The 25,732-nt window shown below is 69.3% G+C and carries 23 protein-coding genes; 10 read left to right on the top strand and 13 right to left on the bottom strand.

Annotated features, from left to right (window positions below; genetic code table 11):
• Positions 1-67 precede the first annotated feature (67 nt).
• Positions 68-775: a TIGR00645 family protein gene (locus NQ038_RS09150; RefSeq protein WP_257047902.1), complete on the top strand. Its 708-nt coding sequence runs from the start codon at positions 68-70 to the stop codon at positions 773-775.
• Between the two features lie 61 nt (positions 776-836).
• Here the strand turns inward: NQ038_RS09150 and metE are convergent, their stop codons facing one another.
• The 3 genes from metE to NQ038_RS09135 form a co-directional block, all read right to left on the bottom strand.
• Complete coding sequence (metE, locus tag NQ038_RS09145) at positions 837-3,185, bottom strand: 5-methyltetrahydropteroyltriglutamate--homocysteine S-methyltransferase (RefSeq protein WP_257047900.1); 2,349 nt, start codon at positions 3,183-3,185, stop codon at positions 837-839.
• Positions 3,182-4,162, bottom strand: coding sequence for a methylenetetrahydrofolate reductase (locus tag NQ038_RS09140; RefSeq protein ID WP_257047899.1), 981 nt, complete (start codon positions 4,160-4,162; stop codon positions 3,182-3,184). The genes metE and NQ038_RS09140 overlap by 4 nt, the downstream gene beginning before the upstream one ends.
• A gap of 111 nt (positions 4,163-4,273) precedes the next feature.
• A complete protein-coding gene (locus NQ038_RS09135; protein WP_257047898.1) occupies positions 4,274-5,089 on the bottom strand; it encodes a hypothetical protein in 816 nt (271 codons plus the stop codon).
• A gap of 39 nt (positions 5,090-5,128) precedes the next feature.
• Here NQ038_RS09135 and glpK point away from each other — a divergent pair, with 39 nt between their 5' ends.
• The 3 genes from glpK (at position 5,129) to NQ038_RS09120 (ending at position 7,731) form a co-directional block, all read left to right on the top strand.
• Positions 5,129-6,682 carry a glycerol kinase GlpK gene (glpK, locus tag NQ038_RS09130; RefSeq protein ID WP_257047896.1) on the top strand — a complete coding sequence of 518 codons (1,554 nt, stop codon included), beginning with the start codon at positions 5,129-5,131 and terminating at the stop codon, positions 6,680-6,682.
• A 173-nt stretch (positions 6,683-6,855) separates the two neighbouring features.
• Positions 6,856-7,104, top strand: a complete 249-nt coding sequence (locus NQ038_RS09125; protein ID WP_257047895.1) for a DUF3073 domain-containing protein — start codon at positions 6,856-6,858, stop codon at positions 7,102-7,104.
• A gap of 33 nt (positions 7,105-7,137) precedes the next feature.
• Positions 7,138-7,731 (top strand): helix-turn-helix domain-containing protein, encoded by a 594-nt coding sequence (locus tag NQ038_RS09120; protein ID WP_257047894.1) that lies wholly within the window; start codon positions 7,138-7,140, stop codon positions 7,729-7,731.
• 27 nt (positions 7,732-7,758) lie between these two features.
• On the opposite strand, the gene purM is transcribed toward NQ038_RS09120, so the two are convergent.
• Genes purM through NQ038_RS09070 form a run of 10 tightly spaced genes read right to left on the bottom strand, consistent with a single transcriptional unit; the run spans position 7,759 to position 20,072 of the window.
• Entirely contained in the window at positions 7,759-8,865 is a 1,107-nt protein-coding gene (gene purM, locus NQ038_RS09115; protein ID WP_257047893.1) for a phosphoribosylformylglycinamidine cyclo-ligase, read from the bottom strand.
• A 36-nt stretch (positions 8,866-8,901) separates the two neighbouring features.
• A complete protein-coding gene (locus tag NQ038_RS09110; protein WP_257047892.1) occupies positions 8,902-9,399 on the bottom strand; it encodes a hypothetical protein in 498 nt (165 codons plus the stop codon).
• Between the two features lie 10 nt (positions 9,400-9,409).
• The gene (locus NQ038_RS09105; protein ID WP_257047891.1) at positions 9,410-10,297 is read right to left on the bottom strand and encodes an EamA family transporter; all 888 of its coding nucleotides are present in this window, start codon (positions 10,295-10,297) and stop codon (positions 9,410-9,412) included.
• Positions 10,298-10,344: 47 nt separating this feature from the next.
• On the bottom strand, positions 10,345-11,802 hold the full coding sequence (locus NQ038_RS09100) for an aldehyde dehydrogenase family protein (protein WP_373456799.1): 1,458 nt from the start codon (positions 11,800-11,802) through the stop codon (positions 10,345-10,347).
• A complete protein-coding gene (locus tag NQ038_RS09095; RefSeq protein ID WP_257047890.1) occupies positions 11,786-12,184 on the bottom strand; it encodes a sterol carrier family protein in 399 nt (132 codons plus the stop codon). The genes NQ038_RS09100 and NQ038_RS09095 overlap by 17 nt, the downstream gene beginning before the upstream one ends.
• Complete coding sequence (locus NQ038_RS09090; protein ID WP_257047889.1) at positions 12,184-13,221, bottom strand: asparaginase; 1,038 nt, start codon at positions 13,219-13,221, stop codon at positions 12,184-12,186. The genes NQ038_RS09095 and NQ038_RS09090 overlap by 1 nt, the downstream gene beginning before the upstream one ends.
• A complete protein-coding gene (locus tag NQ038_RS09085; protein ID WP_257047888.1) occupies positions 13,218-14,456 on the bottom strand; it encodes a DUF3322 and DUF2220 domain-containing protein in 1,239 nt (412 codons plus the stop codon). The genes NQ038_RS09090 and NQ038_RS09085 overlap by 4 nt, the downstream gene beginning before the upstream one ends.
• Positions 14,453-17,890: an ATP-binding protein gene (locus NQ038_RS09080; RefSeq protein WP_257047887.1), complete on the bottom strand. Its 3,438-nt coding sequence runs from the start codon at positions 17,888-17,890 to the stop codon at positions 14,453-14,455. The genes NQ038_RS09085 and NQ038_RS09080 overlap by 4 nt, the downstream gene beginning before the upstream one ends.
• A complete protein-coding gene (locus tag NQ038_RS09075; protein ID WP_257047886.1) occupies positions 17,887-18,582 on the bottom strand; it encodes a DUF4194 domain-containing protein in 696 nt (231 codons plus the stop codon). Before NQ038_RS09075 ends, NQ038_RS09080 begins: the two co-directional genes overlap by 4 nt.
• Positions 18,579-20,072, bottom strand: coding sequence for a DUF3375 domain-containing protein (locus NQ038_RS09070; RefSeq protein ID WP_257047916.1), 1,494 nt, complete (start codon positions 20,070-20,072; stop codon positions 18,579-18,581). Before NQ038_RS09070 ends, NQ038_RS09075 begins: the two co-directional genes overlap by 4 nt.
• Before the next feature lie 67 nt (positions 20,073-20,139).
• Between NQ038_RS09070 and purD the strand changes: the two genes are divergently transcribed.
• From purD to NQ038_RS09040, 6 genes are all read left to right on the top strand, one after another.
• The gene (gene purD / locus NQ038_RS09065; protein WP_257047885.1) at positions 20,140-21,423 is read left to right on the top strand and encodes a phosphoribosylamine--glycine ligase; all 1,284 of its coding nucleotides are present in this window, start codon (positions 20,140-20,142) and stop codon (positions 21,421-21,423) included.
• Between the two features lie 17 nt (positions 21,424-21,440).
• The gene (locus NQ038_RS09060) at positions 21,441-22,352 is read left to right on the top strand and encodes a phosphoribosylaminoimidazolesuccinocarboxamide synthase (RefSeq protein WP_257047883.1); all 912 of its coding nucleotides are present in this window, start codon (positions 21,441-21,443) and stop codon (positions 22,350-22,352) included.
• A gap of 99 nt (positions 22,353-22,451) precedes the next feature.
• Positions 22,452-22,727 carry a phosphoribosylformylglycinamidine synthase subunit PurS gene (gene purS, locus NQ038_RS09055; RefSeq protein WP_257047882.1) on the top strand — a complete coding sequence of 92 codons (276 nt, stop codon included), beginning with the start codon at positions 22,452-22,454 and terminating at the stop codon, positions 22,725-22,727.
• A gap of 32 nt (positions 22,728-22,759) precedes the next feature.
• Positions 22,760-23,503, top strand: coding sequence for a phosphoribosylformylglycinamidine synthase subunit PurQ (purQ, locus tag NQ038_RS09050; RefSeq protein WP_306427882.1), 744 nt, complete (start codon positions 22,760-22,762; stop codon positions 23,501-23,503).
• Complete coding sequence (locus NQ038_RS09045; protein ID WP_257047881.1) at positions 23,503-24,549, top strand: DUF6882 domain-containing protein; 1,047 nt, start codon at positions 23,503-23,505, stop codon at positions 24,547-24,549. Before purQ ends, NQ038_RS09045 begins: the two co-directional genes overlap by 1 nt.
• A 105-nt stretch (positions 24,550-24,654) precedes the next feature.
• Positions 24,655-25,674, top strand: coding sequence for a glycine betaine ABC transporter substrate-binding protein (locus NQ038_RS09040; RefSeq protein WP_257047879.1), 1,020 nt, complete (start codon positions 24,655-24,657; stop codon positions 25,672-25,674).
• The last annotated feature ends 58 nt before the right edge of the window (positions 25,675-25,732 follow it).

Raw genomic sequence — 25,732 nt, 5'->3', positions numbered from 1 at the left:
CTGAGTCCGACCCCCATAATCCGCTGCGATAATGGGGGCACGCGTTTTTTGCACGAAAGGACTCCGCGTGAGCGACAACCAGCCGACCGAACCCCAGCCAACAGACCCGGACCGGGTCCCGGCGCCGAACCCCCCGGAAGCACCGGCGTCAAGTTTCACCCACACCCCCACGGTGATGTCGGACGGCAACTACGACTTCAGCAACTACCGGCGCTCCGCGGGCTCCCGCCAGATGGGCCTGTTCATCTTCAGCAGCCGCTGGCTCCAGGCGCCCCTGTACATCGGCCTGGCCATCGCCCTGCTGATCTACGCCATCGTCTTCCTCGTCGACCTGTGGCACCTCATCGTCAACGTCTCCCAGAATCTGAACCACCTGGACGAGGACGCGATCATGCTCTCGGTCCTGGGGCTGATCGACGTCGTCATGATCGCCAACCTCCTCATCATGGTCATCATGGGCGGCTACGACATCTTCGTGTCCAAGCTGGGCGTGGACGACCATCCCGATGAACCCGATTGGCTCCACCACATCAACGCCAATGTGCTCAAGGTGAAGCTGGCGATCAGCATCATCTCCATCTCCTCGATCCACCTGCTGTCGACCTTCATCAAGGCCGGCAACCTGGGTAAGGAGGGCAGTGCCTACACGATGGAGGGGATCATCGCGCAGGTGGTGATCCATCTGGCCTTCATCATCTCCGCCGTCGCCCTGCAGTGGATCGACAGCAAGTCGCACGCCGGAAACGGCGGCGGAAAGAAGCACCCGCGCCGCTGAGCGGGTCGGCCGGGCCGACCGAGCTGGTTCCAACCCGGCCGGCCCAGCCGACAACCGGAGCTCAGCCCAGCTGGGCCACCACCCGGTCACGCGCGGCGACCATATTGTGCAGTGCCGGTTCGACCTCGGCATAGCCCCTGGTCTTCAGCCCGCAGTCCGGGTTGATCCACAGCCGATCGGCGGGCACGTGCTCCAGCGCCGCCTCGATCAGCCCTGCGATCTCGTCGACTCCCGGCACCCGCGGGGAGTGGATATCGTAGACGCCCGGTCCGATCTCGGACGTGAAGTGCTCGTCGAGCCCGGCCAGCAGCTCCATCCGCGAGCGCGCCGCCTCGATCGAGGTGACATCGGCATCCAGGGCCGCGATCGCATCGATGATCTGGTTGAACTCGGAGTAGCACAGGTGCGTGTGGATCTGCGTCTGCGGCGCCACCCCGACGTGGACCAGTCGGAAGGACTTCACGGCCCAGTCCAGATAGGCCTGCCGGTCGGCCGCGCGCAGCGGCAGCAGCTCGCGCAGCGCCGGCTCGTCGACCTGCACGATCGGCAGGCCCGCGGCCTCCAGATCCGCCACCTCGTCGCCCAGGGCCACGCCCAGCTGGAAGGCCGGTTCGGCCAGCGGCACATCGTCGCGCACGAAGGACCACGCCAGGATCGTCACCGGCCCGGTCAGCATGCCCTTGACCGGCTTGTCGGTCAGCCCCGCGGTGTAGCTCGACCACTCCACGGTGATCGGCGCGGGCCGGGACACGTCACCGAACAGGATCGGCGGACGCGTGCACCGGCTGCCGTAGGACTGCACCCAGCCGGCCACCGTGGTGGTGAAGCCCTCCAGGTGCTCGGCGAAGTACTGCACCATGTCGTTGCGCTCGGGCTCGCCGTGGACCAGCACGTCCAGGCCCAGCTCCTCCTGCAGGTCGACGACCCGCTTGATCTCCGCCCGGTTCGCCTCCACGTACTCGTCCGAGGTGATCCGGCCGGCGCGGTAATCCGCCCTGGCCCGCCGCACCTCGACGGTCTGTGGGAAGGAGCCGATCGTAGTCGTCGGCAGCAGCGGCAGCCCCAGGGCCCTGTGCTGGGCGGCGCGGCGGGCCGCCGGATCGCCCCGGTCGACCGGGGCCTCCGCCAGTCCCTGCGTGCGCTTGCGCACCGCGGCGTCGAAGGTCCGGTTCGACTCCCCACGGGTCCGCTTGGCCCGCCGGGAGCGCTCGAACACGGCAGCGTTCGAAGAGCGCACCCGGCCGGTGACGCCGGAGACGAGCGAATCACCCAGTGCCACGACCTCCGAGACCTTCTCCTCGGCGAACGACAGCCAGCCGGCCACATCGACGGGGAGTTTGGTCTCCGGGGCCAGGGAATAGGGCACGTGCAGCAGCGAGGTCCCGGTCGACACGGTCACGGACCGGCCGAGTTCGGAGACCTGGGCGTACACGGATTCAAGGTCGGCGGCCCACACATTGCGCCCGTCGATGACGCCGGCGACCAGCCCGACGGATTCCGGCAGCACGGCGGCCACGCGCGCAGCGTACTCCGGATCGCGCTCGAGCACCGTGGCCGACAGGTCGACGTGCACGGCCTCCGGCGGGGTCTGCGCCAAGGCGCCCAGCCCGGTCTGCAGGGCACCGTAGGGTGTGGCCACCAGAACCTGCGGGCGCTGCCGGCCCGGCACGGGCTCCAGCAGCCGCTCGTACGCCCGGCTGTAGGCGGCGGCGAGCTCAGCGTCCGAGGCCGTCTCCAGGTCCGCGACCAGGGCCGGCTCGTCCAGCTGCACCCAGTCGACATTGGCCCTGGCCAGCTCCGCCAGCACCTCGGCGTAGGCGTCGACCAGCTTCTCGAGGTGTGCCAGGGGTTCCGCGTCCTCGGCGCCGGCCGCCTTGGACAGGGCCAGCAGGGTCACGGGCCCCACCAGGACCGGCCGCAGCGTGTGCCCCGCGTCGTGGCCCTCCTTGACCAGCTTGAGCAGTCGGTCGGCGCGCGCGGTGAAGGTCCGCTCGGCGTCGCCGGAGACCTCGGGCACCAAGTAGTGGTAGTTCGTATCGAACCACTTCGTCATCTCCAACGGCGCCCGCTTCTCGTTCCCCCGGGCCAGTCCGAAGTACTGCTGTGCGGTGACCGTGTCCACCGCACCGCCCTGCAGGCCCACCGTGATCGCCGTTTCCAGGACGTGGTCGTACCAGGCGAAGTCCGCCGGGATCGAATAGGCCTCCGTCAGCCCCAGATCCTTCAGCCGGGCATAGGTGTCAAGGCGCAGGCTGTGCGCGGCGGATTCCAGGTCGGCCTCCGTGATGTCGCCGGCCCAGAAGGATTCGAGCGCCTTCTTCAGTTCCCGGTTCGGCCCGATCCGCGGATAGCCGGTGACGGTGGCCTGGGGCAGCTGCGGTCCGCGCAGCCGGGTGGTTTCGGCAGTCATTGCCTCGCCTCTCTCTGATGGTTTCGGGTGGTCAGGCGTCCGCGGTCGATCCGATCGAACAGATCGCCGACCACCCGTGGGTTGTTGAATGTGTAGATGTGCAGTCCGGGGGCTCCCCCGTCGAGCAGGCGTGCGGCCAGTTCGGCGGTGAAGGCCAACCCGATGTCACGCTGTTCGGCCTCCGAGGCGCTCTCCAGGCGGGCGTCCAGCCCCGCCGGGGGCGTAAGCCCCGACAGGTGCGCCATCCGCTGCAGCCGGGCCGCCGAGGTCACCGGCAGGATTCCCGGCACGATCGGCAGGTGCACCCCGGCCAGGCGGGAGCGCTCCAACAGGCGCAGATAGGCCTCGGGGTCGAAGAAGAGCTGGGTGATCGCGAAGTCCGCGCCGGCCCGCTGCTTGGCCAGCAGCACGTCGATGTCCTCGTCGACCCCCGTGGATTCCGCGTGCCCGGAGGGATAGGCGGCCACCCCGACCGACAACCGGCCGGCGGCGAAGCGGGCGAAGTCCCTGGCCTCGACCCGCCGGATGAGTTCGACTAAGTCGTTGGCATGGGCCAGGTGCCCCGCCGGAGGGGCGCTGGACCCCGGTTCCAGGTCCCCGCGGATCGCCAGGAAACCGCGGACCCCCGCGTCGACGAAGTCCTCGACCTGGTGGACCAGTTCCGCCCGGGGCGCGCCCATGCAGGTGATGTGGGCCAGCGGGCGCAGCCGGGTGGTCTGGTCGAGCTCGCGCACGAAGTCGCGCGTACCGGCCGCCCACCCGGACTTGCCCGAACTGGTGATCGCCACATAGTCGGGGGCATAGCCCTCGAGGGTGGAGATGAGCGCGGGCAACCGGGCCCGGCCGGCCGCGGTGCCCGGCGGGATGACCTCGAAGGACAGGGCCAGCCGCGAGTCACCGGGGCCGGCGGGACGCCCGCCCGGCGCTATCTCGTCCAGGGGAGCCGAGGCGGATACCGTTCCCGATGTCGTGTTCATGCCAGCCACGATAGGTCCACCGGACGAGCCGGGAAAGTGCCGCGTCACATTCGGTCATAGATTTATACGCACCATATATGACTCACCATAGGCGCGGTCTATAACTGCTGTTCAATTCGCCCGTGCGTACAGCACCAGGCGCTCCCAGTGGTTCGAGTATTCTTCGAAAGCAGCCCGCGCGCCCTCCGGATTGTCCATGTCCAGCGAGTCGATCCACTCGGTCACCAGGCCGGCACCGGTGTCCGGCCACAGCACCCCGGTCATCCCGCCCAGGTCCAATTCCACGATCGCGTTGAGGTCGAAGGAGTCCAACCATTCGCCGAAGGCCACCGTCGATTCCCGCACAGTCGTCAACCGGGACTTCTCCTCCAGCACCCCGGCCGCCCATTCGACCCGGGCCGAGGCGGTGAGCACGGGGACACGGATACGCACCCACGGGGCGCCGGCGCGCTCACTGACGATCACCCGGTCCTCCTCCGGATCCAGTGCCAGCCACCACACCGGGGAGATGTCCCAGGCCGCGGTCCGGGTGAAGATCCGCTGATCGGGGTCGTCCTGCAGCCATTCGACCCGGTGCGCGGCCGCCCGGCGGCGCGCCGACTTCGGGACCACCAGGTCGAGCTCGGCCCTGGGCAGATCGTCCTCGAGCGAATCGAGCGCGGCCCAGGAGCGGATATCGTCCTGCACCGGGCACACGCGGTCCAGCCCGTCGCCGGCCTCGGAGCCGGGCATGAAGATAGGCGTGCCCCGGTAGGAGTCGGCGATCGGATCCGGGGGCAGGCTCAGCAATCGCTTATCGGCATCGGCCGCGACCAGGTCCAGGATCATATCCCGGTTCTCGCTGACAGGGTAGTCAGCCAGATCGGGGTGCATTTCGATCGGCTCGAAGACCCGCAGGTCGATCTGGAAGTCACGCGCATAGGGCATACCGCTACCCTACTTGGCGCGCGCTAGTAGGATCGAACCATGTCCGCAAGCAGCCCCACCCGCGACTACGTGATGGCGATCGACCAGGGGACGACGTCGTCCCGGGCGATCCTGTTCGACCATGCCGGATCGATCGTGTCGATCGGCCAGTTGGAACACGAGCAGATCTTCCCGCGCGCGGGCTGGGTCGAACACGACCCCCTGGAGATCTGGCGCAATGTCCGCCGGGCCGTCGCCGACTGCCTGTCCAAGGCGGAACTCGACGCCTCCCGGATCGCCGCGGTGGGGATCACGAACCAGCGTGAGACCACGGTCGTGTGGAACCGGCACACCGGCGAGCCGGTCTACAACGCCATCGTGTGGCAGGACATCCGGACCCGCGAGATCTGCGAGCGCCTGGCCGCCGGCGCACCCGAGGGAGGACCCGCCGGGGACGATCGGTACCGCGAGCGCGTCGGACTGTCCCTTGCGACCTACTTCGCCGGACCCAAGATCGCCTGGATCCTGGAGAACGTGCCGGGTGCGCGCGCCGCGGCCGAGGCCGGGGACCTGCTCTTCGGCACCACCGACACCTGGTTGCTGTGGAACCTCACGGGTGGCCCGCAGGGGCCAGGGCCCAAGGGCGGGGTGCATCTGACCGATGTGACGAATGCGTCGCGCACGATGCTCATGGACATCCGCTCCCTGTCCTGGGAGGCCGATATCGCAGCCGATTTCGGCATCCCCATGTCCATGCTGCCCGAGATCCGCACCTCTTCCGAGGTCTACGGCCACGGTCGCCCGCACGGCTTCCTGGCCGGCGTGCCGATCGCCGGCATCCTGGGCGATCAGCAGGCCGCCACCTTCGGGCATGCCTGTTTCACCCCCGGCCAGTCGAAGAACACCTACGGCACCGGCAACTTCATGCTGATGAACACCGGCGGTGAGCCGGTGATCAGCGATAACGGTCTACTGACCACCGTCGCCTACCAGTTGGGTGGGCGGGCGCCGGTGTACGCCCTGGAGGGCTCGATCGCGGTGTCCGGTTCGCTCATCCAGTGGCTACGCGACAATCTGGGGATGCTCACCGACGCCGCCCAGTCCGAGGCCCTGGCGAAGTCGGTGCCGGATTCGGGCGATACGTACATCGTGCCGGCCTTCTCCGGGCTCTTCGCACCGTATTGGCGCCCCGATGCGCGCGGGGTGATCGTCGGGCTGACCAGGTTCGTCAACCGGGCCCACATCGTGCGCGCGGCCCTGGAGTCCACCGCCTATCAGTCCCGCGAGGTGATCGAGGCGATGAACGCCGATTCCGGGGTGGCCCTGAGCGAGCTGCGGGTCGACGGCGGGATGACGGACAACGACTTCCTCATGCAGTTCCAAGCCGACCTCCTGCAGGTCCCGGTGGTGCGCCCGCAGATCACCGAGGTCACCGCCCTGGGAGCGGCCTTCGCCGCCGGCATCGCGGTGGGCTTCTGGCGTGACGAGGACGATGTCACCGGCCGCTGGCAGCCGGGCCGCCGCTGGACCCCGCAGATGCCGCGGGAACGGGTGGAGGAATTGTTCTCCCGCTGGAAGCAGGCGGTGACCAGAACCTTCGACTGGGTGGAGTGAAGCCGGGTCCCACCGCGAGTGGGCCCGCGGCGTGTCTCATCTCACGACCGTGTCCGCGAAATGGCAACTGCAGCCGATAACCGGTAACATTATCCGTCATAAGGACATTTGTGAGAATTGCACCGGGGCCTGTATAAGGGCATCCTGGACCTAGACGGAGGGGGTCGACGCCTGTGGGTCGCGGCCGCGCTAAGGCGAAGCAGATCAAGGTAGCCCGGAAGCTCAAGTATTTCAGTCCGGACACCGATTTGAATGCTCTCCAGAGGGAACTCGGTTCGGAATCGGAGCAGGCAGCTCCCGATTTCCAGGATGACTACGCTGAGGACCCCGACGATGACTATTCGGATTACGCGGACAAGTACGCGGAATGGGCCGATGTCATCGAGGAGTCCGAATCGAAGGACCACGACCGGTCCAACTGAACCGGCTCCCGCGCTGCGGCTAGGCTTAAGGCCATGGACGCGACGATCGACGAGGCCCTGACCGGCATCGGAACCCGCCTCAAGGCTGCACGCACGGCCAAGAACCTCACCCTGGCCGAGGTCGGACACTCCACACACATCTCCGCCTCGACTCTGTCACGGCTGGAATCCGGTGAGCGCAAGGCCACCCTGGAGCTGTTGCTGCCGCTGTCGCGCCTCTACCATGTCCCCCTGGACGATCTGGTGGGCGGACCGCCGTTGACGGAGGCCAGGGTGAACCCCCGCAGGGCGAACCTGCCAGGCGAAACCGTCACCGCACTGGCCCATGCCGACACCCCGCTGCGCATCTACCGGCACATCCTGCGGCCGGCCGAATCGCGCCGGGTGGGCTCCCGTGCCGATCTGCGCATGCACACGGGCCATGAGTGGCTCTATGTTGTCGCGGGTTCCCTGTGGCTGCGGCTGGGCCCGCGCACCTACACCCTGACGGCCGGCCAGGCGGTGCAGTTCGACGGGCGCACGGCCCATGCCCTGGGCAATGAGCGCACCGATGACACCGCCGAATACCTCAGCCTCTACAGCAGAGCGGGGGAACGCACACACGTTCCCCCGTTCACCCAGCACTGAGTTCGCCGGCGCTGATTTCAGAGCCGGTCAGTCGAGCAGGATCGCAGCCCCGCCGTCGACGCCCTTGGCGCCCTGCACATAGAAGGGATCGCCGGCCAGCGCGCCGTCATCGGTGCTCACGTCTCCGAGGATCCACGCACCGGGGTAGGCGGCCAGCAGCGCATCGGCGGCCGCGGCATCGGCCACCAACACCATGCCCACACCCAGGTTCCAGGTGCGTTCGCGGTCGGCCCCGGGCACCCCTCCCAGATCGCCCAGCACGTTGAACACCGCGGGGACCTCCCAGGAGCCGCGCCGCATTGTGGCCAGGGTGCCCACCGGCAGCACGCGGGCCACGTTCGCCGACAGCCCGCCGCCGGTCACATGGCTCATCGAGTGCACGGCACCCGGATGCTCCTGCAGCACCCGCAGCAGCTCGCCGGAGTAAACGTGGGTGGGGGTGAGGATCTCCTCGCCCAGGGTACGGCCGAATTCCGGGACCTCGCGGTCCAGTTTCCAACCGGCGTCGGCGATGATGCGGCGCACCAGCGAGTAGCCATTGGAGTGCAGGCCGGACGAGGGCAGTCCGATGAGCACGTCGCCGGCGCGCACCTTCTCGGCACCCAGCAGATCGGCGGCGTCCACCACCCCGGTGGCGGCACCGGCGACATCGTATTCGTCCGGCCCCAACAGGCCAGGATGCTCGGCGGTCTCCCCGCCGACCAGGGAGACGCCGGCCGCCGTGCAGGCCTCGGCCACGCCGCGCACGATGTCGGCGATCCGCTGGGGCACCACGTGCCCGCAGGCGATGTAGTCGGTCATGATCAGCGGTTTGGCGCCGGCGACGACGATGTCGTCGACGACCATGCCGACGAGGTCCCAGCCGATCGTGTCGTGGATGTCCAGGGCCTGCGCGATCGCGACCTTGGTGCCCACCCCGTCGGTCGAGGTGGCCAGCAGGGGCTGTTTGTAGCCGTGCAGGAAGCTGACGTCGAACATCCCGGCGAAACCGCCGACCCCGCCGAACACACCGGCGGTGTGCGTGCGCGAGACCGCCTCCTTCATCAGCTCGACGGCCCTGTCACCCGCCTCCACGTCCACGCCTGCTGCGGCATAGGTTGTCCCGGATGCGGGGGTTTCGGGTGTCGTGGTCATACGCTGGCCTTCTCGGGGTAGACGGAGGTGACTCGCCTATTCTCCCATATCGGAGCCGGGCTTCCCCGCGGGCTCCCCCGCACGCGCGGCAGCCCGCTCGGCCTTCTTCGCCGCCCGCCGCTCCTTGCGCGTCACGGGTCCGGCCACGGTAGCCGGAATGGCCTCGGCGACGTATTCGGCGCCCACCGTCAGCACCCGGGCCCGCTTGGTTGCGCGCCGGTCCACCAACAGCGCCACGATCGCGCCGAGGAAGCCGCCGACCACGCCCAGGATCGCCATGAGCAGGCCGAAGGCCTGGCTCCGGGTGAACTCGCCGGTCAGCTGCGAGGTGTCGACCGGCAGCACTGCCAGGACACCGGCGACGATGAAGCCCAGGACGATGCCCGCGACGATGAAGACCGAGTACTTGGGGCTGCGCCGCACGCGGACCTGGATGTCCTCGTGCAACTGCCGGGGTTCCGGGGTGGCGGGTTCCGGGGTGGCCGGAACGGTGGACTCGGTGGATTTCTCGGGCTGTGGAGCATTGCTGGGCATGCGCTCCAGTCTAGACGATCGCGATACAGGCGATGCCCGCCAGGACGATGCCCGCGCCCGCCAGCTTGGGCGCCAAGCCACGTTCGCCGAAGAACCACCAGGCGAACAGCGTGCCGATGATGATCGAGGTCTCCCGCAGCGGTGCCACCAGGGCCACCGAAACGTGTTGCATCGCATAGAGCACCAGCAGATAGGCCGTCGGCGAGAGCAGGCCGACGGCCAGGGTCTGCCTGCCGTAGCGGCGTACGACGAAGGCCACCTCAGCCCGCGCCCCGGCACTGTGCAGCACCCGCGGGGCCATCAGCAGGCCCACGCAGGCGCATCCCAGTCCGTAGTACAGCACCGGGGACAGGCCCAGCCGGTTCACCGAGAAGTCGTCGAACAGCGTATAGCCGGCGATCGCCAGGCCCGTCAGGGCGCCCCAGCGGATGCCCGCCCCGATCCGGCCGGAGCCCCCGGAGCGCGAACCCGACAGCGTCACCACGGTGATCCCGACCAGGATCAGCACGCCCCCGATGATGCCCAGGGCGCCGGGGCGCTGGCCGAGCACCGCGATCGCCACCAGCATGGTCACCAGCGGGCCCACTCCCCTGGCCGTCGGATAGACCACGGACATATCGGCCCGCTCGTAGCCCGTCTGCAGGGACAGGGAATAGGCCATGTGCAACAGCCCCGTGACGGCACCGGCGCCCAGCGCGATCCAATTCGGGGCCGGCCCCAACATACCGGGTGCCAGCAGGGACACACCCGCGAAGCCCACCAACAACAGCACAGCCTGCAGCGCCTGATAGCAGAAGACGAAGACATAGCCGTGGCCTGCGACCGTCTTGGCGATCGCATTCCACCCGGCGTGCGCCACCGAGCCCGCCAGCACCAGTGCCAGCCATGTCCCGTCCATGCCGTCTCAGATCCTGTAGCGGAACCTGTGGGCGCCGCCCCCGCGGCTCATAGATGCACGACGACCGTCTTGGTCTGGGTGTACTCGTCGAAGGCCTCGATCGACTTCTCCCGGCCGTAACCGGACTTCTTGAAACCGCCGAAGGGCAGCTCCACCCCACCGCCGGCGCCGTAGGTGTTGACGAACACCTGGCCGGCCTCGATCCCGGCGGCCATCCGATGGGCGCGCGAGAGGTCCTTCGTCCACACTGCGGACACCAGTCCGTAGTCGGTGCCGTTGGCCAGCTCCAGGGCCGTGGCATCGGAGTCGAACTCGGTTGCCACGACGACGGGGCCGAAGACCTCGTCCTTGGCGATCTCGGAGGCGGGATCGACGTCGTCGACGATGGTGGGGGCGAAGAACGCCCCATCGGCGAGGTCCGCACCGGGGACCGCCACACGCGCGCCACCGGTCACGATGGTGCCGGCGGACAGCCGCTCGAAGAAGCCCTGCACGCGGGCCAGCTGCTTGGCCGAGACCAGCGGCCCCAGGCCCGGATCGTCCAGGCCGCGGCCCAGGGTCAGCTCCTCCATCGCCGCCGCCATCTTCTCCACCACCTGGGCGTGGACGGCGCGGTGGACCAGCAGCCTGGCGCCGGCCGAGCAGGTCTGTCCGGCGTTCTGCACGATCGAGCGGACCAGGCTGGGGATCGCGGCGTCGACATCGGCATCGGCGAAGACGATGTTCGCGGACTTCCCGCCCAGTTCCAGCACGGTGGGGATGACGCGCTTGGCCGCTGCCGCGGCGATCAGCGAACCGGTGCCGGTGGAGCCGACGAAGCCCAGGTGTGCCACTCCCGGGTGGTTGGCCAGGGCATCACCGGCCTCGGCGCCCAGGCCCGTGACGACGTTGAAGGCCCCTGCGGGGAAGCCCGCCTCCAGCAGGATCCGGGCCAGCGCCACCGTCGAGCGCGGGGTCTCGTCGGCGGGCTTGGCCACGGCGCAGTTGCCGGTGGCCAGGCTGGTCGCAGCGGCCCTGCCCACCAGCTGCAGGGGGTAGTTCCATGCGACGATGTGGCCGGTCACCCCATAGGGTTCGCGCCGGGTGTAGGCGTGGAAGTCCTCGCCCATCGGGATGACCGTCGAATAGTAGGACTCGATGGTGTGGCCGTAGAACTCGAAGTAGCGGGCGCACACGTCGACGTCGGCGTAGGCCTGGGACAGCGGCTTGCCGGTGTCCTCGCTCTCCAGCCGGGCCAGTGCATCGCGCTTGGCCCGAATCAGCCCGGCGGCCGCCACCAGCAGCCGCGAGCGCTGTTCCGGACTGGACTTCCGCCACTGCCGCTGGGCGGTGGCGGCCGCTGCGACGGCCCGGTCGACCTCCTCGGCACCGGCCCTGGCCACCTCGCCCAGGCTCGTGCCCGTCGCCGGGTCGATATTGGAATAGGTGCGTCGGCTGGGGACGGACTCCCCGGCGATGAAGGAACAGGTCTGCGCGGCTTCGGGCATCTCAGTCATGTGACCCATTAGACCACAGGGGCAGGTAGTCCCCGAGGTCCGAGCGGATCCCGGAGGCCTGTACCGCCGCGGTGTCCAGGGCCGTGGCGAAGTCCACATGCCCCGAGGCCAGGTCCAGCCAGGTCGCGGGATCCGTCTCCACCACGTTCGGCGGGGTGCCGCGGGTGTGCCGCGGACCGGGGATCGCCTGGACCACGGAGAAGGGCGGGACGCGGACCTCGACGGAATTGCCCGGATGGCGCTCGGAGAGTTCCTCCAGGGTGAAGCGCACGGCTGTGGCCAGGGTGCGCCGGTCCACGGACGCCGCCCCGCCTGGTGTGTCCCTGGCCGCCAGCCAGGTCTCATAGGCTCCGCGGCCGGCGACCGGATCGATCTTGCGTTTGATCGCCATCAGGCGCCCACCGCCCGCTCGTGCAGCAGCTGCCGGATCCGCTCGGCGGTCTTGATCTCGCCAACGGTGCGCACGGTGCCGTCGGACTTCGTGCCGCCGGTGATGGCCGGCACCACATCGCCGAGCACGTCCAGTGCCGATTCCGCGCTCAGCGCGCCGGCCGCCACCAGGAGTTCCAGGGCGATGAGCGTATTGGCCCGCGAGGCCCCGTCCAGGGTCTTGACGGCCACCGCCACCCCGGCTGGGGTCGACATGACGAGCACGCCCTCGGCCCCGATCTTGGCGAACACGCCCAAACGTTCGATCACCACGGAGTTCGGTGCCCCGTGCCCTTCGATCGCCCAGGGTTCGGCGAACACGCCCTCCATCAGTGTGGCGGCCTCCGGTGTGGTGCGCGCGCCGACCCGCCCGATGCCCAGCGCCAGATGGCGCAGATCGAGCGCGTGCACGGGGGCTCCGCAGCCGTCGATCCCGGTGTACAGGGGTGCTTGGCCGCAGTAGCGTTCGACTACGGCGCGCACATGCCGCTGGATCCGCGATTCGGGATCCAGATAGTCCTTCACGGGTTCACCCGTGAGCTTCTGGGCCATCAGGAAGGCCGCGTGCTTGCCCGAACAGTTGTAGTACAGCGGCGAGGTCAACCGGCCGGATCCGCGGGTGGCGATCCGGGCGTCGCGGTCGGCAGGGGCGACCGACGGGCACTGCAGGTCCGCCTCGGACAGGTTGACACTGGCCAGCATCTTCTCGACGACCTCGACCTGGCCGAACTCCGCATTGTGGCTGGCCGTGGCCAGGGCGGCCGTCAGGCCGGACAGGGGAACGCCCAGTTCCATGCAGGCGATCGCCTGGAAGGGCTTGAGGCAGGAACGGGTGAGCACCGGTTCGTCGACCGCGCCCAGTTCGATCAGCGTTTGACCGGTATCCGCCGCCGCGGTGTCGACCACGATGGCCGAACCCAGATGGCGCGATTCGATGAAGCCGGAGCGTTCCACAACCGCCAGTTCCACTGCGGACTGGGCCTTGAAGGTCTCATTCATGCCTCCACCCTACCCAGGGTGGCCAACACATAGGACCAGGGGATTCGCTCCTGTTCCAGGCGGTAGTCCCCCAATCCGGCAAGGCTCGCACAGCAGGCGCGCTCGGCGGGGGTGAGGTGTGTCAGTTCGTCAGCGGTCCGGGTGAACAGGGTCGGCTCCCGCCCGGCCAGGTGGGCGAACCGGTCGCGAACCGTGGCGTTCATGAGCACCGAGCGGGTCCGCGGAAAGCGCGCGCGGACCATGTCGAGGATCGCGAAGCCGTGCGTGTCCACATCGCCCCAGTACAGGATCCGGCAGTCGTCCAGCCAGTCCAGGCCGGACAGGACTGCGGCGGCCCTGCCATCGCCGAAGATCGCCAGGCCCATCGGAACGTCCGCGCCGTTGCCGGCGGAGCCGACCGCCGGCAATGACAGGAAGCTCTCCTCGTTCTCCACCACCAGCACGGTGGTGCCGGGCGCCACTGCCAGGCGCGCGGCCTGGTCCACCGGCAGGGAGACGTCGTCGATCCCGGCGGGCCAGGGACCGGTCAGGGCTGTGGGGTCGAGGATCCGCACCCGTACCAGGGGCTGTTTGTGCCGCAGCCGCCTGGCCCGGCCTGCGGCGAGTACCGGCAGCAGCGGGGCGATGAGGCCGCGGTGGGTCTCGATCCATTTGGTGTCGACCCGCTCGATCGGCAGTTCGCGCACCGAGGGCGGCCGCAGGTGCCCGTCCGCCGCCTCCACATCCTCCTCCGGGTGTTCGACGAACCAGGTGAGCACGGCGGCCAGCCGGTCCACCTCAACCGCCGGCAGTTCGGCCAGACGGCCCAGCAGCGGGCGCAGGGCGGCCGCGACCTCGGGTGCCGGTGTGGATTCGACCAGTCCACCGCCGATCCCGGCCAGCAGGCGCGCCCGGGCGCGCATCAGGGAGAAGCGCTCGGTCAGCCCCGTCAGGCGCAGGGCGGCGGTGCGCGTGTCCAGGCGCAGCCGCACGGGCAGCTGCTGCCGGGTCGCCCCGGCCCAGCGGCGGGTGGCCCAGTCGACGGTGAGGCCGTCGATCCCCTGATGCGAGGCCGCGAACAGCCGCCAGTCGGCCAGCCACCGTTCGAAGGCGGGGATATCGGCCCAGGCCGTGTCCTCCGTCGGCGCCGCACTCGAGGTGCGCAGTGCCGTGAACTCCCCGCCGAGCGCCCAGTCGCGCAGGCGGCGCTCGACCCTCCTGCGCAGTTCGCCCGTGGCCTCGGCGGTGGACTTCACGCCGGGTCCACCGGTTCCTCGGACTCGGCGGCCTCCGTGGGTTCGGCCCGCCACATGACCGGTACCACCCGCGAGGAGCTACGGTCGCTCGAGGTCACCTGGGCCAGACCCTCGACGTAGAGCTCGAGGGTGGGCAGGAGCTTCTCCGGGGTGGCCAGCAGCAGGTGGAAGCCGAAGTCGAGGAACACCTCGATCGCGATCCGGGTGAAGCTCGCATCGGTCTTGTCGAAGGCCTCGTCGAGCACCACGGTGCCGAACGTCGGGATGCCCGATGACTGATCGGCCAGTTGATAGCGCAGAGCCGCCGCCAGGCAGAAGATGACGAGCTTCTGCCGCTGCCCACCGGACAGGCCGGCCGAGGACTCGTAGATATCGGTCCGGTTGCCCGCGCCGTCGGATTCGATCGCCACGAAGGTGACGTGACGGCGGGTGTCGAGCACGGCATCGCGCCATCTGCGGTTCTCGGCATCCCCCAGGCGCGCGATCACCCGCTCCATCAACGCGAATTTCTCCTCGGCCGCCGGGCCGTCGAGTTGTTCGCCGTAGCCCCCGGCGATCTTCCCCAGGTCCCCGATGAAGGTCTTGACCTCGGTCGAGCGGACCTCGCGCGGCTCGATCCGCAGATACCGGTCGGTGTCGAACTGACTGCCCGCCAGCGATTCGTTGACCGGTTCGATGCGCTTGCGGATCTCGCCCGGCGCCCGGGTGATCTGATTGCGCAGTTGGCCGATCTGCTTCATCGACTGCTCCGCCAGCATCTCCTTGAACCTGGCTTCGAACACCGGCAGATTGTCGGTCACCAGCTGGGCGCGCAGGGCGGCGAACACGGCACGGTCCGCGACTTCGGCACCGGCCTCCGGCAGGGCCGCCGGCCACTGTTTCTGGAAGGAGGTCGCGCCCTGGGCGAATCCCGTCTCGGCCGACCCCTTGGCCTGCTGGGCCGTGGCGGAGCGGGCGAAGAGCTCATCGGCGACCTGTTTGGCGCGCGCGTCGAGCTCGTCGACCTCCAGCCGGCGCTTCTGTGCGAACAGCAGACCGCGGGCCTCCTGCGCCACCTCGGCGGGCAGCTCACCGGCCACCTGGGCCCTGTCCCTGGCCCGCTGCAGGGTCCGTTTGAGTTCGCCCTGGCGCCGCACCAGGGTCTCGACCCCGACCTCGAGGTCCCTGGCCAGGGCACGGGCCTGCGCCAGCCTGGCCGTCAGTTCCGTCTCCCTGGCCTGCGCCTGAGCCAACTCGGGGTTCTCCCGGCCCAGAGTGGCCAGCGAATCCTGCAGCCCGGCCATGGTCTCCTCGATCCCGGCCGCGTCGATGTGCTCCCAGTCCGTCTGGCGGATTTCGTCGGCGAAGTTCAGGCGCTTGACCACCTCGCCCTCGAGCGCCACGAGGTCGGTGTAGCGGGCCTCGGCGGCCGCCAGCTCCTTGTCGATCCTGGCCAGTTCGGCACCCAGGCGCACGACCTTGTCATCGGCGGAGAAGCCCAGCAGCCAGCGCGCGGCATCGTCGATCCGATACCGATCGTCCTTGACGAAACGGTCCCCGCCGAACTTCACCTGGCCGGCCGCCGTGACGCCACGGTCCACTGCATCAAGGGCATCGGCGTCGGCCACACAGCTGAAGTCGTAGCGTTCGGCCAGGGTCGCGGCCAACCAGCCGCGATAGCGCTCATCGGCTTTCAGCTCGATCTTGTGGACCAGGGAGTCCGGATCGGCCACGGCACCGGGTGCCGCCCGCCCGGCGGAAACGACCTGCAATTCGATGCGCGCGCCCAGATGGTTGGCGTCCATCGCCCGGCGCACCGCCGAGGCCCGTTCAGGGCCGGTCAGCAGGGTCAGCGCCAGGGGCCGCAGCACGCGTTCCACCGCTCCGGTCCACTCCCGCTCCTGGGCGCGCACCTCCATCAGCTCAGCGGCGAACGGCAGGTCCACCGGCTCCAGGCCCGACTGCTCCGCAATGAGTTCACGCGCGGCGATCAGCCGACTGCCCAGGTTCGAGGAACTGGCCCTGGCCACATCGAGCTCGCGCTGCAGGCCCGCGCGCTGTTCGCGCAGATCACGGCGGGTCGCTGCGGCCTCGTTCGCGCGCTCGCGCCGGGCATCGCGGTCGGCCGCCAGGGCGGCATCGTCGAGCAGCCCCGCTTTGAGTTCCTCGTATTCGCCTTCGCTGGTCGGGAAGAACTCGATCCCGGCGGCCGCCGCATGACGGGCCAGCAGGGCCCACTGGCGCCCCGCGGTGTCCGCCTGCGCGCGCAGTGCCTCGATCCGGCCGGTCAGCACCTCGATCCGCGCGCCGCCCAGGTCCTGCATCTGCGCGTGCGCGGTATCGCGCTCCTCCTGCAGACGGGTCTCGTCACGGTCGGCCGCCACGCGCTCCTCGCGCCGGTCGTTGAGTTTCCGGGTGACCTCGGCCAGGTGGTCGGCGGCCAGCTCGGCCCTGACCACCTCGGTGATCGGGTCGAGTGCCGCGCGCAGGGATTCGAGCCGGGTCAGCTCGGCGCCCGCGGCCTCCCAGTCCTGGGCCAGGGTCTGCAGGGCCTCGAGGACCTCCAATTGTCTGCGGGCCTCGACCACGGAGCCGTGGGCCTCCGAGAGCGCGGAGAACTGGGCCACCGCGGCCTCGGCGATGGCAAAGGTCTTGGGGCGTTCGAGCATGAATTCGCGGAACAGCCCGTCGAGGCTCGCGAAGTTCTTCGCGGCCATGGTGCGGTGCCACAGTTCCACCGCCTCGTCGCGGTGCAGGCCCAGGGGCCGCAGCACGCGGGCGACGAAGGCCGAGTGCTTCTCCAACACCGCGGACTTGCCGTAGGCCTTGCGCAGCGCGCGGATGTCGATGCCCGTGCGGGTGTATTCGGCGAAGTCGGTGATGTGCGCGTCCTCGCGCAGCAGGATCCCGACCTCCTTGATATCGCCGTTCGAACTGCCCGAGGCGGACAGGTGGAACAACTTGACCAGGGTCACCGGCGGTTGCCCGTCGGCGGTGTCGAAGCGCAACAGCAGGGCCGAGCGGGTCGCGCCGGGACGCAGGTACTCCGCGCCGATCTCCGCATCCGACTCCCCGCGCTTATAGGCTCCACGGATGTAGGAATAGAGTGACCGGTCGCTGCCGCGGCGCTCGGTGTCCTGGGCTGCGGCGTTGAAGCGCAGGCGCCCGCGCGGGACCAGCACGGTCGACACCGCGTCGAGCAGGCTGGATTTGCCGGAGCCGGAGCGGCCGGTGATGACCAGGCCCCCGCGCGGCACGTCGAGGGCGTGGACCAGGTCGCCGCCGAAGGTGCCCCAGTTGAGCACCTCGATGCGGGCCAGCCGATGCTGTTTGGCCAGTTCCCGGTCCAGCGCCCGTTCCGCCGCATCCCGGGGCGCCGGGACCTCCGCCCCGGCGTGGACCAGGGCGTCGACCTGGCCGGCGTCCAGCAGGGACAGCTGCAGGGCCTCGCTCATGCCTGTGCCTCCCCGGCTTCGATGTCCGCACCCGCTGCGATATCCGCGCCGTGTTCGTCGAGCAGGCGCTCGTACTCCGCGCGCAGCCGGCGCACCTCCTCCACGCCGAACAACAGCCGGATCACCGGGGACACCTCGAAGCGGCCCTCCTCTGCGGCCCGGTGCACGATCCCCGCCCGCTGCATCTCCGTCCACCCCGCGTTGAAGCGTTTGTCATAGGTCGAATCGTCCAGCCCCGAGGCCTTGCCGTAGGGTCGCACGGCGTCGCGGACCTCGTCGGCGCCCACGATCACAGGCGGCTCCCCCACGCTCATGAAAACCCGGCGCAGGTGCAGCAGGATGACCGACTGGATGAGCGTCAGCGCTCGCGAGCGCACCGTATAGTGCAGGGTCTCGCCGTCGACGCGGACATTGCGGACGTAGGCGATCTGGCCGCGCCGGTCGATCACCATCTCCAGGAACATATTCGCCAGCGCCTGGCGCAGGGCGGCCTCGTCGCGGTCGATGGCGCGCCACAGTTCGGGCGCCTTGACCCCTTCGATCTGTGGGCCGCGCAGCAGGGCCACCAGGGCCTTGCGGGAATCGCGGGCCAGGGTGCCGGTGTCCTCGGGCCACAGCTTCTGCAGGGACTCGGGCAGCGACTCCGCTGCCCGGTCCTCCGCGTTCTCCCTGGCGACGTCCTCGTTACTCATATGTCCTTCCTCGGCTGAAAGCCCCGGCTGCCGGCCGGTGGCCGGGTGAAGCGGGTCAGCGGGATCCGCGCACTCCGCCGGGTCCCTGCGATGGTCCGCCAGCTCACGGTTTCCTCCCCCGTGTCCGGGCCGGGATCCCCGGCCAGGGACAGCAGGCCGATGATGCTGGCCACGCCCTGGGTGGCGGGCCGGTGTGCCAGCACCTGGCCCACGCTGATCCCGGCCGCCCGGCCCGCCGGGTCGGCGGCGGCGAAGGCGTCGGCGACGCTGCGGCGCAGTTCCTCGTAGTCGATGTCGGTCTCGCGCGAGCGGCGCAGCAACTCGGCCCAGTCCACGGCCTCGGGCTCCGGGGCGTCGACGATCTGGGAGTCGATCCGGGCATCGCCGGGATCGTAGAGCTGCCAGGCGCCGAGGGAGGAGATGTCGATGGCGGAGAGTTCGAAGTCGAAGCCGGTGTCCTGATAGGGCTGGACGTGGCGGAACAGTTCGAGGGCGGAGGCATTGGCCGCGCGGATCTCGTGGCCGAGCACCCGGTCGGTGCGGAACTCATCGGTTTGGACGAAGCGGCGCAGCGAGCGCGTCAGGTTCGTCATCACGGATTCGACCTCGGCGGACCGGTCCTGCATGAGTCCCATCAGGTCCTCGAGGAACCGGAGGTCCGACGCCGGCAGGGTGCGGGCGAAGGGCCGGTGGGCCAGCACCTCGATGTTGTCCTCGAATTCGGCCCCCAGCTCTGGGTCCATGATCAGGCCGTAGAACCCCTCGAAGCTGCGCCCGGCGTCCGATTCGGCCAGGTGGTCGACCCCGCGGAACACATCGGCGAGCACGGTGCCGCGCTGCCCGGAGGAGTCGATGAGCTTCTCGCGCAGGTTCCGGTTGATCTCCTCGAGCTGGGTGCGCACGCGGGTGAAGTCGCGTGGCAGGGCCTCGACCAGGCTGAGCACATCGCGGACATCGTCGGCGGCGTGCCGGTCGTCCACCGGCGGCATCTCGCCGCGGCCCACCCGTTGGATCTGCTGGTCGATGCGGGCGCGTTCGCGCTGCAGGGCGCGCATCCGGTTCATCACGTCCGGGTCGGTGTCGCGGACCACCTGGCGGATCCGCTGCTGGATCGTGGCCAGGCGCGACTGGTTGATCGACACGCGGGTGTCCTCGAGACCTGCGATGAAGGCGAAGGCGCTCAGCGCCGCCGGGGTCAGCTCATAGGTCTCCTCGCGGCTGTCGGGGATCACCCGGCGGGCCAAGATTCCGTTGCCGCGCCACAGATTGCAGTAGCCGGCGGCATCCCCGGTGACCTCGAAGCCCTCCTCGCGCATCGCGGCCAGATCCGCGTCGAGCAGTTCGAACAGGACCTCGGTGCGCAGCCTGGGTTCCTGGGCGCTCAGATGCTGGGGCAACAGGGCCGCGGCGAAGTACACGGTGTCGCTGCGCAGCAGGCGCCACGCAGGATCTTCCGCCATCAGCCGGTGCAGCCGATGGACCTCGCTCATCTGATTCACAACCCCCTAGCCTACCGAGCGCCACAGGGGTGTCGGCAACCACGATAAAATGCAGGACGTGAAGGTTCTTGTCATCGGGTCGGGCGCCCGCGAACACGCCCTCGTTGCAGCCTTGTCCCGCGATCCCGGAGTCGATGCGATCATCGCCGCCCCGGGCAACCCCGGCATCGCCGGAATGTGCGAAATCCGGAACGTCGAGGCCACCGATCCAGCGGCCGTCACCGCGCTGGCCGGAGACCTCGGAGCCGACCTGGTGGTCATCGGGCCAGAGGCCCCACTGGTCGCCGGGGTGGCCGACGCCCTGCGCGCCGCCGGCTTCCCCGTCTTCGGCCCCGATGCCGCGGCCGCCCGGCTGGAGGGCTCGAAGGCCTTCGCCAAGGAGGTGATGGCCGCCGCCGGCGTGCCGACCGCCGCCTCGGTCGCAGCGACCACCGTCGATCAGGCAAAAGCGGCCCTGACAGAGTTCGGCGCCCCACACGTGGTCAAGGCCGACGGCCTAGCCGCCGGCAAGGGCGTGGTCGTGACCGAGGATTTCGAGACAGCGCTGGCGCACGCCACCGACTGCCTCTCGGCCTCCGACCGGGTGGTCATCGAAGATTATCTGGCCGGGCCCGAGGTCTCCCTGTTCGTGCTGTGCGACGGCACCACCGCGGTGCCGCTGGCGCCCGCGCAGGACTTCAAGCGGATCGGCGACGGCGACACCGGCCCCAACACCGGCGGGATGGGCGCCTATTCGCCCCTGCCGTGGGCGCCGGCGGATGTGGCCGAGCAGATCACCCGGCTGGTGGCCCAGCCGGTGGTCGACGAGATGGCCGGCCGCGGCACCCCGTTCACCGGCCTGCTGTACTGCGGCCTGGCCCTGACAAAGAAGGGCATCGAGGTCGTCGAGTTCAATGTGCGCTTCGGCGATCCGGAGACGCAGTCGGTGCTGGACCGGCTGCAGACCCCGTTGGGTCAGACCCTGCTGGCCGCCGCCCAGGGCCGGCTGGCCGAAATCGACCCGCTGGTCTGGTCCGAGCAGGCCTCGGTCACCCTGGTGCTGGCCGCCGCCGGCTACCCCGGCACCGTGCGCAAGGGCGATCCGATCACGGGACTGGACGAGGCCGCGGCCCTGCCCGGCGTCCTCGTCCTGCACGCGGGCACCGCACTGGGCACCACTGGCGAGATCGTCACGGACGGCGGGCGCGTCCTGTCCGTCGTGGCCTCCGGCGACACCCTGGCCGCCGCCCGCGATCTGGCCTACCGGGCCGCCGCGCTGATCGACTGGCCGGGCAAACAGAACCGTACCGATATCGCTCAAGCCGCGATCGACGGGCGCATCACCGTGCCCACCGGGGCCTGAGCCGGAAAGGAATCCCCATGACGACGACACCTGCGGCCCCAGCGTACGATCTGCCCGGCTGGAAACACGCCTATGCCGGCAAGGTCCGCGAGATCTACATCCCGGAGGCCGCGGCGGGCTTCGCCTCGGCCGATAAGATGCTGATGGTCGCGACCGACCGGATATCGGCCTACGACTTCATCCTCGACACCCCCATTCCGGACAAGGGCAAGGTGCTCACCGGCCTCTCCCTGTGGTGGTTCGACCAGCTGGCCGATGTGGTGGGCAACCACGTCCTGTCGACCGATGTGCCGGCGGCGGTGACCGGGCGGGCGATCATCTGCAAGCCCCTGCACATGTTCCCCGTCGAATGCGTGGCCCGTGGCTACCTGACCGGTTCGGGCCTGGCCGACTACACGACCTCGGGCATGGTGTGCGGCAATGCGCTGCCCGCGGGCCTGGGCGAGGCCGACCGGCTGACACCGGCGATCTTCACCCCCGCCTTCAAGGCCGAGCTGGGCGATCACGATGAGAACATCACCTTCGACAAGACCGTCGACCTGGTCGGAGCCGAGGACGCCGAGGCCCTGCGCGATCTGACCCTGCGCCTGTACACCCGCGCCGAGGAGATCGCCCGCGAGCGCGGCATCGTGCTGGCCGACACCAAGTTCGAGTTCGGCCGCGACGCCTCCGGTCAGATCGTGCTGGGCGACGAGGTCCTGACCCCGGACTCCTCCCGATTCTGGGACGCCGCGGACTATGCCCCCGGCAAGGTCCAGGCCAGCTTCGACAAGCAGTTCGTGCGCGACTGGCTGACCGGCCCGGATTCCGGCTGGGACCGCAATTCCGAGCTGCCGCCCCCGGCGCTGCCCGAACAGATCGTGGCGCGGACCAGGGCGCGCTACGTCGAGGCCTTCGAACGGCTGACGGGCACGACCTTCCCGGCGTGACCGGTGCAACCGGCCTGCGGGGCCCTGCATGAGTCGCGGGGCCCCGCACGCTTGCTAAACTTGTTTCAACCAATCCACCCCTATCTCACTGGGAGCATCATGGGACGTATCGTCGTCGAGGTCATGCCCAAGCCCGAAATCCTTGACCCGCAGGGCAAGGCCATCGGCACCAGCCTCCGGCACCTGGGCTTCGAGGGTTTCTCGGTCCGGCAGGGTAAGCGCTTCGAGCTGACCTTCGACGGAGAGCCCACGGACGAACTGCTCGCCAAAGTGCAGGAGGCCGCCGACACCCTGCTGTCGAACTCCGTGATCGAGAACGTCGTGTCCGTCGCCGCGGATGAGGACGCCTCTGCGAACGCCGAGGCCGCCAAGTGAGCGACCGGAGCACCCTGACCGCCGGCGGCCCGCTGATCGGTGCCGCAGCCTCGGAGGCCCCGCTGGCCGGCGCCCAGGACATCCGGGTGGGCGTTGTGACCTTCCCCGGCACCCTGGACGACCGGGACGCGGCCCGCGCCGTCACCCTCTCCGGCGCCACCGCTGTGCCGCTGTGGCACGCGGACGCCGACCTGCACGGTGTCGACGCTGTGGTCCTGCCCGGCGGCTTCAGCTATGGGGACTACCTGCGCTGCGGGGCGATCGCCAGCTTCGCCCCTGTGATGTCCAAGGTGATCGACGCCGCCAATGGCGGAATGCCGGTGCTGGGCATCTGCAATGGCTTCCAGGTGCTGTGCGAATCGCATCTGCTGCCCGGTGCCCTGGTGCGCAACGACCACCAGCACTTCATCTGCCGCGACCAGGTGCTGCGCGTGGAGAACACGCAGACCGCCTGGTCCAATCAGTTCACCACCGGCGAGGACATCGTCATCCCGCTGAAGAACGGCGAGGGCGGTTTCCAGGCCGAAGCGCACGTGCTCGAGGAGCTGGAGGAATCCGGCCGCGTGGTCTTCCGCTACCAGGGCGTCAACCCCAATGGTTCGCTCAACGACATCGCGGGTATCACGAACGAGCGCGGCAATGTGGTCGGCCTGATGCCCCATCCGGAGCACGCGGTGGAATCCGGCTTCGGCCCCGACACCGCCCGCGGACCGCGTACCGGCCTGGACGGCCAGGGCTTCTTCACCTCGGTGATCGCCGCCCTGGTCAACGCCTGATGGCCAAGAAGAGCCTGCCCCTCTCCCCTGCCCTGCAGGAACTGGTCGACCGAGCGGCGTTCCTGTCGACCGAGGTGCAGGCCCACTTCGGCCAGCTGGTCGGCGATGCCGACTGGGAGGTCGACTTCGGCGCTGCGGTCCCGGTGCTGGAGTTCGCCCGCGGCGAGGGCGAACCGCTGCGCCTGCGCGTTCATTTCATCGGCACGCAGGCCACAGCGCCGGCCACCTGGCACTCCGGTTGGGACAATGTCAACGAGTTCCCGGATGCCGTAGTGGACCTGACCGGTGCGCTGCGCGCCTACGGTGAGGCACACGAGGTCCCGGAACTGTCCGATGTGGAGTTCTCCGCCGATACGGAGCTGACCCATGCGGTGGCGCTGGCCGCGAAGCTCGTGACCGATCACTGGGCCCACTATCCCGCATCCACCGGGCCGCAGACCACCGCCTGGCTGCTAGTCGACGGGGCCGAACTGGCCCTGGACGCCCCGCAGATCAGACCCCTGGTCTTCGCCATCGCGGGCGCCCTGCAGCAGGGCCAGGTGAAGAACCACCGGGCCGCGCTGGAATCCTATGCGCGGCTGCGCGGCTTCGCCTGCGCCGCCCTGCCCGATGGCACCGTGCGGGTGCTCGCGGCCGACGGTTCGGCCGATATCACCTTCGATGAGCTGGACCGGTTGACCAACTGCCAGGTCGCCCAGCCCCTGACCGACGAGGCCGCGGCCCAGCTGGCGGCGGCCGGTGACGTGGCGCCCGCGGCGACACTGGAATGGGACCTCGGCCCGGTTGCGGCTGCGCAACAGGCCGCAGACGCCCCGGCCGTCGAGGAGCCGACGGTGGTCGAAGCGCCGGAGCCCGTCGTCGAGGAGCCCGCAGCGGCCCTGGAGACACCCGTGCAGGAGCCGGCACAGCCCCAGCCGGAACCTCGGCCGGAGCCGGTGGCACCCGCACAGGAGCAGGCGCCCGCGGAACCGCAGCCGGCGCAGGAGCAAACCCAGCCGGACGAGCCGAAGAAGAAGGGCTTCTTCCGCAAGCTGTTCGGCCGCTGATAGCACAACTTCGCTTGACAAGACAACTTGGTGTTGTACGACACGTGTACGCTACCGTGAGCTCGACGACATCAGCAAGGAATATTGTCAAGCGAGGTTGAGAACATGCACACCCGGACCAAACGGCGTGGCACACTACTCACGGCACTGGCGCTGGCCTGTGGCCTGGCGTTGAGCGGTTGCGGCGCCAGTAACTCCACCGATGACTCGGCGGCCGGCGGGGACGACTCCTCCGGCGGCAAGGACTGGGGCGACTGCACCCCGGCCGCCGATGCCAAGGACATGGGCAGCGAGAAGCCGGGCGACGGGGAGAAGACAGACCTGACGGTCGCAGCCTTCAACGGCTGGGACGAGACCATCGCCACCGCCTATCTGGCCAAGCACGTGCTGGGCGAATACGGCTACAACGTCACCGTGAAGAAGTTCGACCTGGCGCCGGGCTACGTTGCCACGAGCAACGCCGATGTCGACTGGATGTCATCGACCATGCTGCCGGTGACGCACAAGCCCTATATCGAGAAGTACGGCGACAAGCTCGAGGCCCAGGGCTGCTGGTACGACCAGGCGAAGAACACGATCGCAGTCGACAAGGACTCGCCGGCGAAGACCATCGAGGACCTGAAGTCGATGGGCGATCAGTACGGCAACAAGCTCTACGGCATCGAAGCCGGCTCCGGGCTGATGGATGCCACCAAGGACAAGGTCATCCCCGACTACGGCCTGGACAATATGAAGCTCATCGCCTCGTCCACCCCGGCGATGCTGACCCAGCTGCAGAAGTCCACCAGCGCGGGCGAGCACGTGGCCGTGACCCTGTGGCACCCGCACTGGGCCTACGACAAGTTCCCGGTGCGCGACCTCGAGGATCCCAAGAAGGCGCTGGGCGAGAACGAGAAGCTCTACACCATGTCGCGCACGGGCTTCACCGATGAGCACCCGCTGCCCGCCCAGATCCTGAAGAACCTGGCGCTGACGCCGAAGAACCTGGAGGGCCTGGAACGCGTCATGGCCGCCCCCGAGGAATTCGACGGGAAGAACCCGGAGAAGGCCGTGGCCAAGTGGGCCAAGGACAATCCGGACTTCATGCCCGATTGGAAGTCGGGCAAGCTCACCGCCAAGGAGTAATCCACGGTACCCATCTTCTGGCACGGCTACAGCCGGCTGCTCGCATGCGCGGCAGCCG

This window comes from Brevibacterium sp. 50QC2O2 (assembly GCF_024580675.1).
In the GTDB taxonomy this organism is placed as follows: domain Bacteria; phylum Actinomycetota; class Actinomycetes; order Actinomycetales; family Brevibacteriaceae; genus Brevibacterium; species Brevibacterium moorei.
This window is presented reverse-complemented; position numbering and strand designations above follow the sequence as displayed.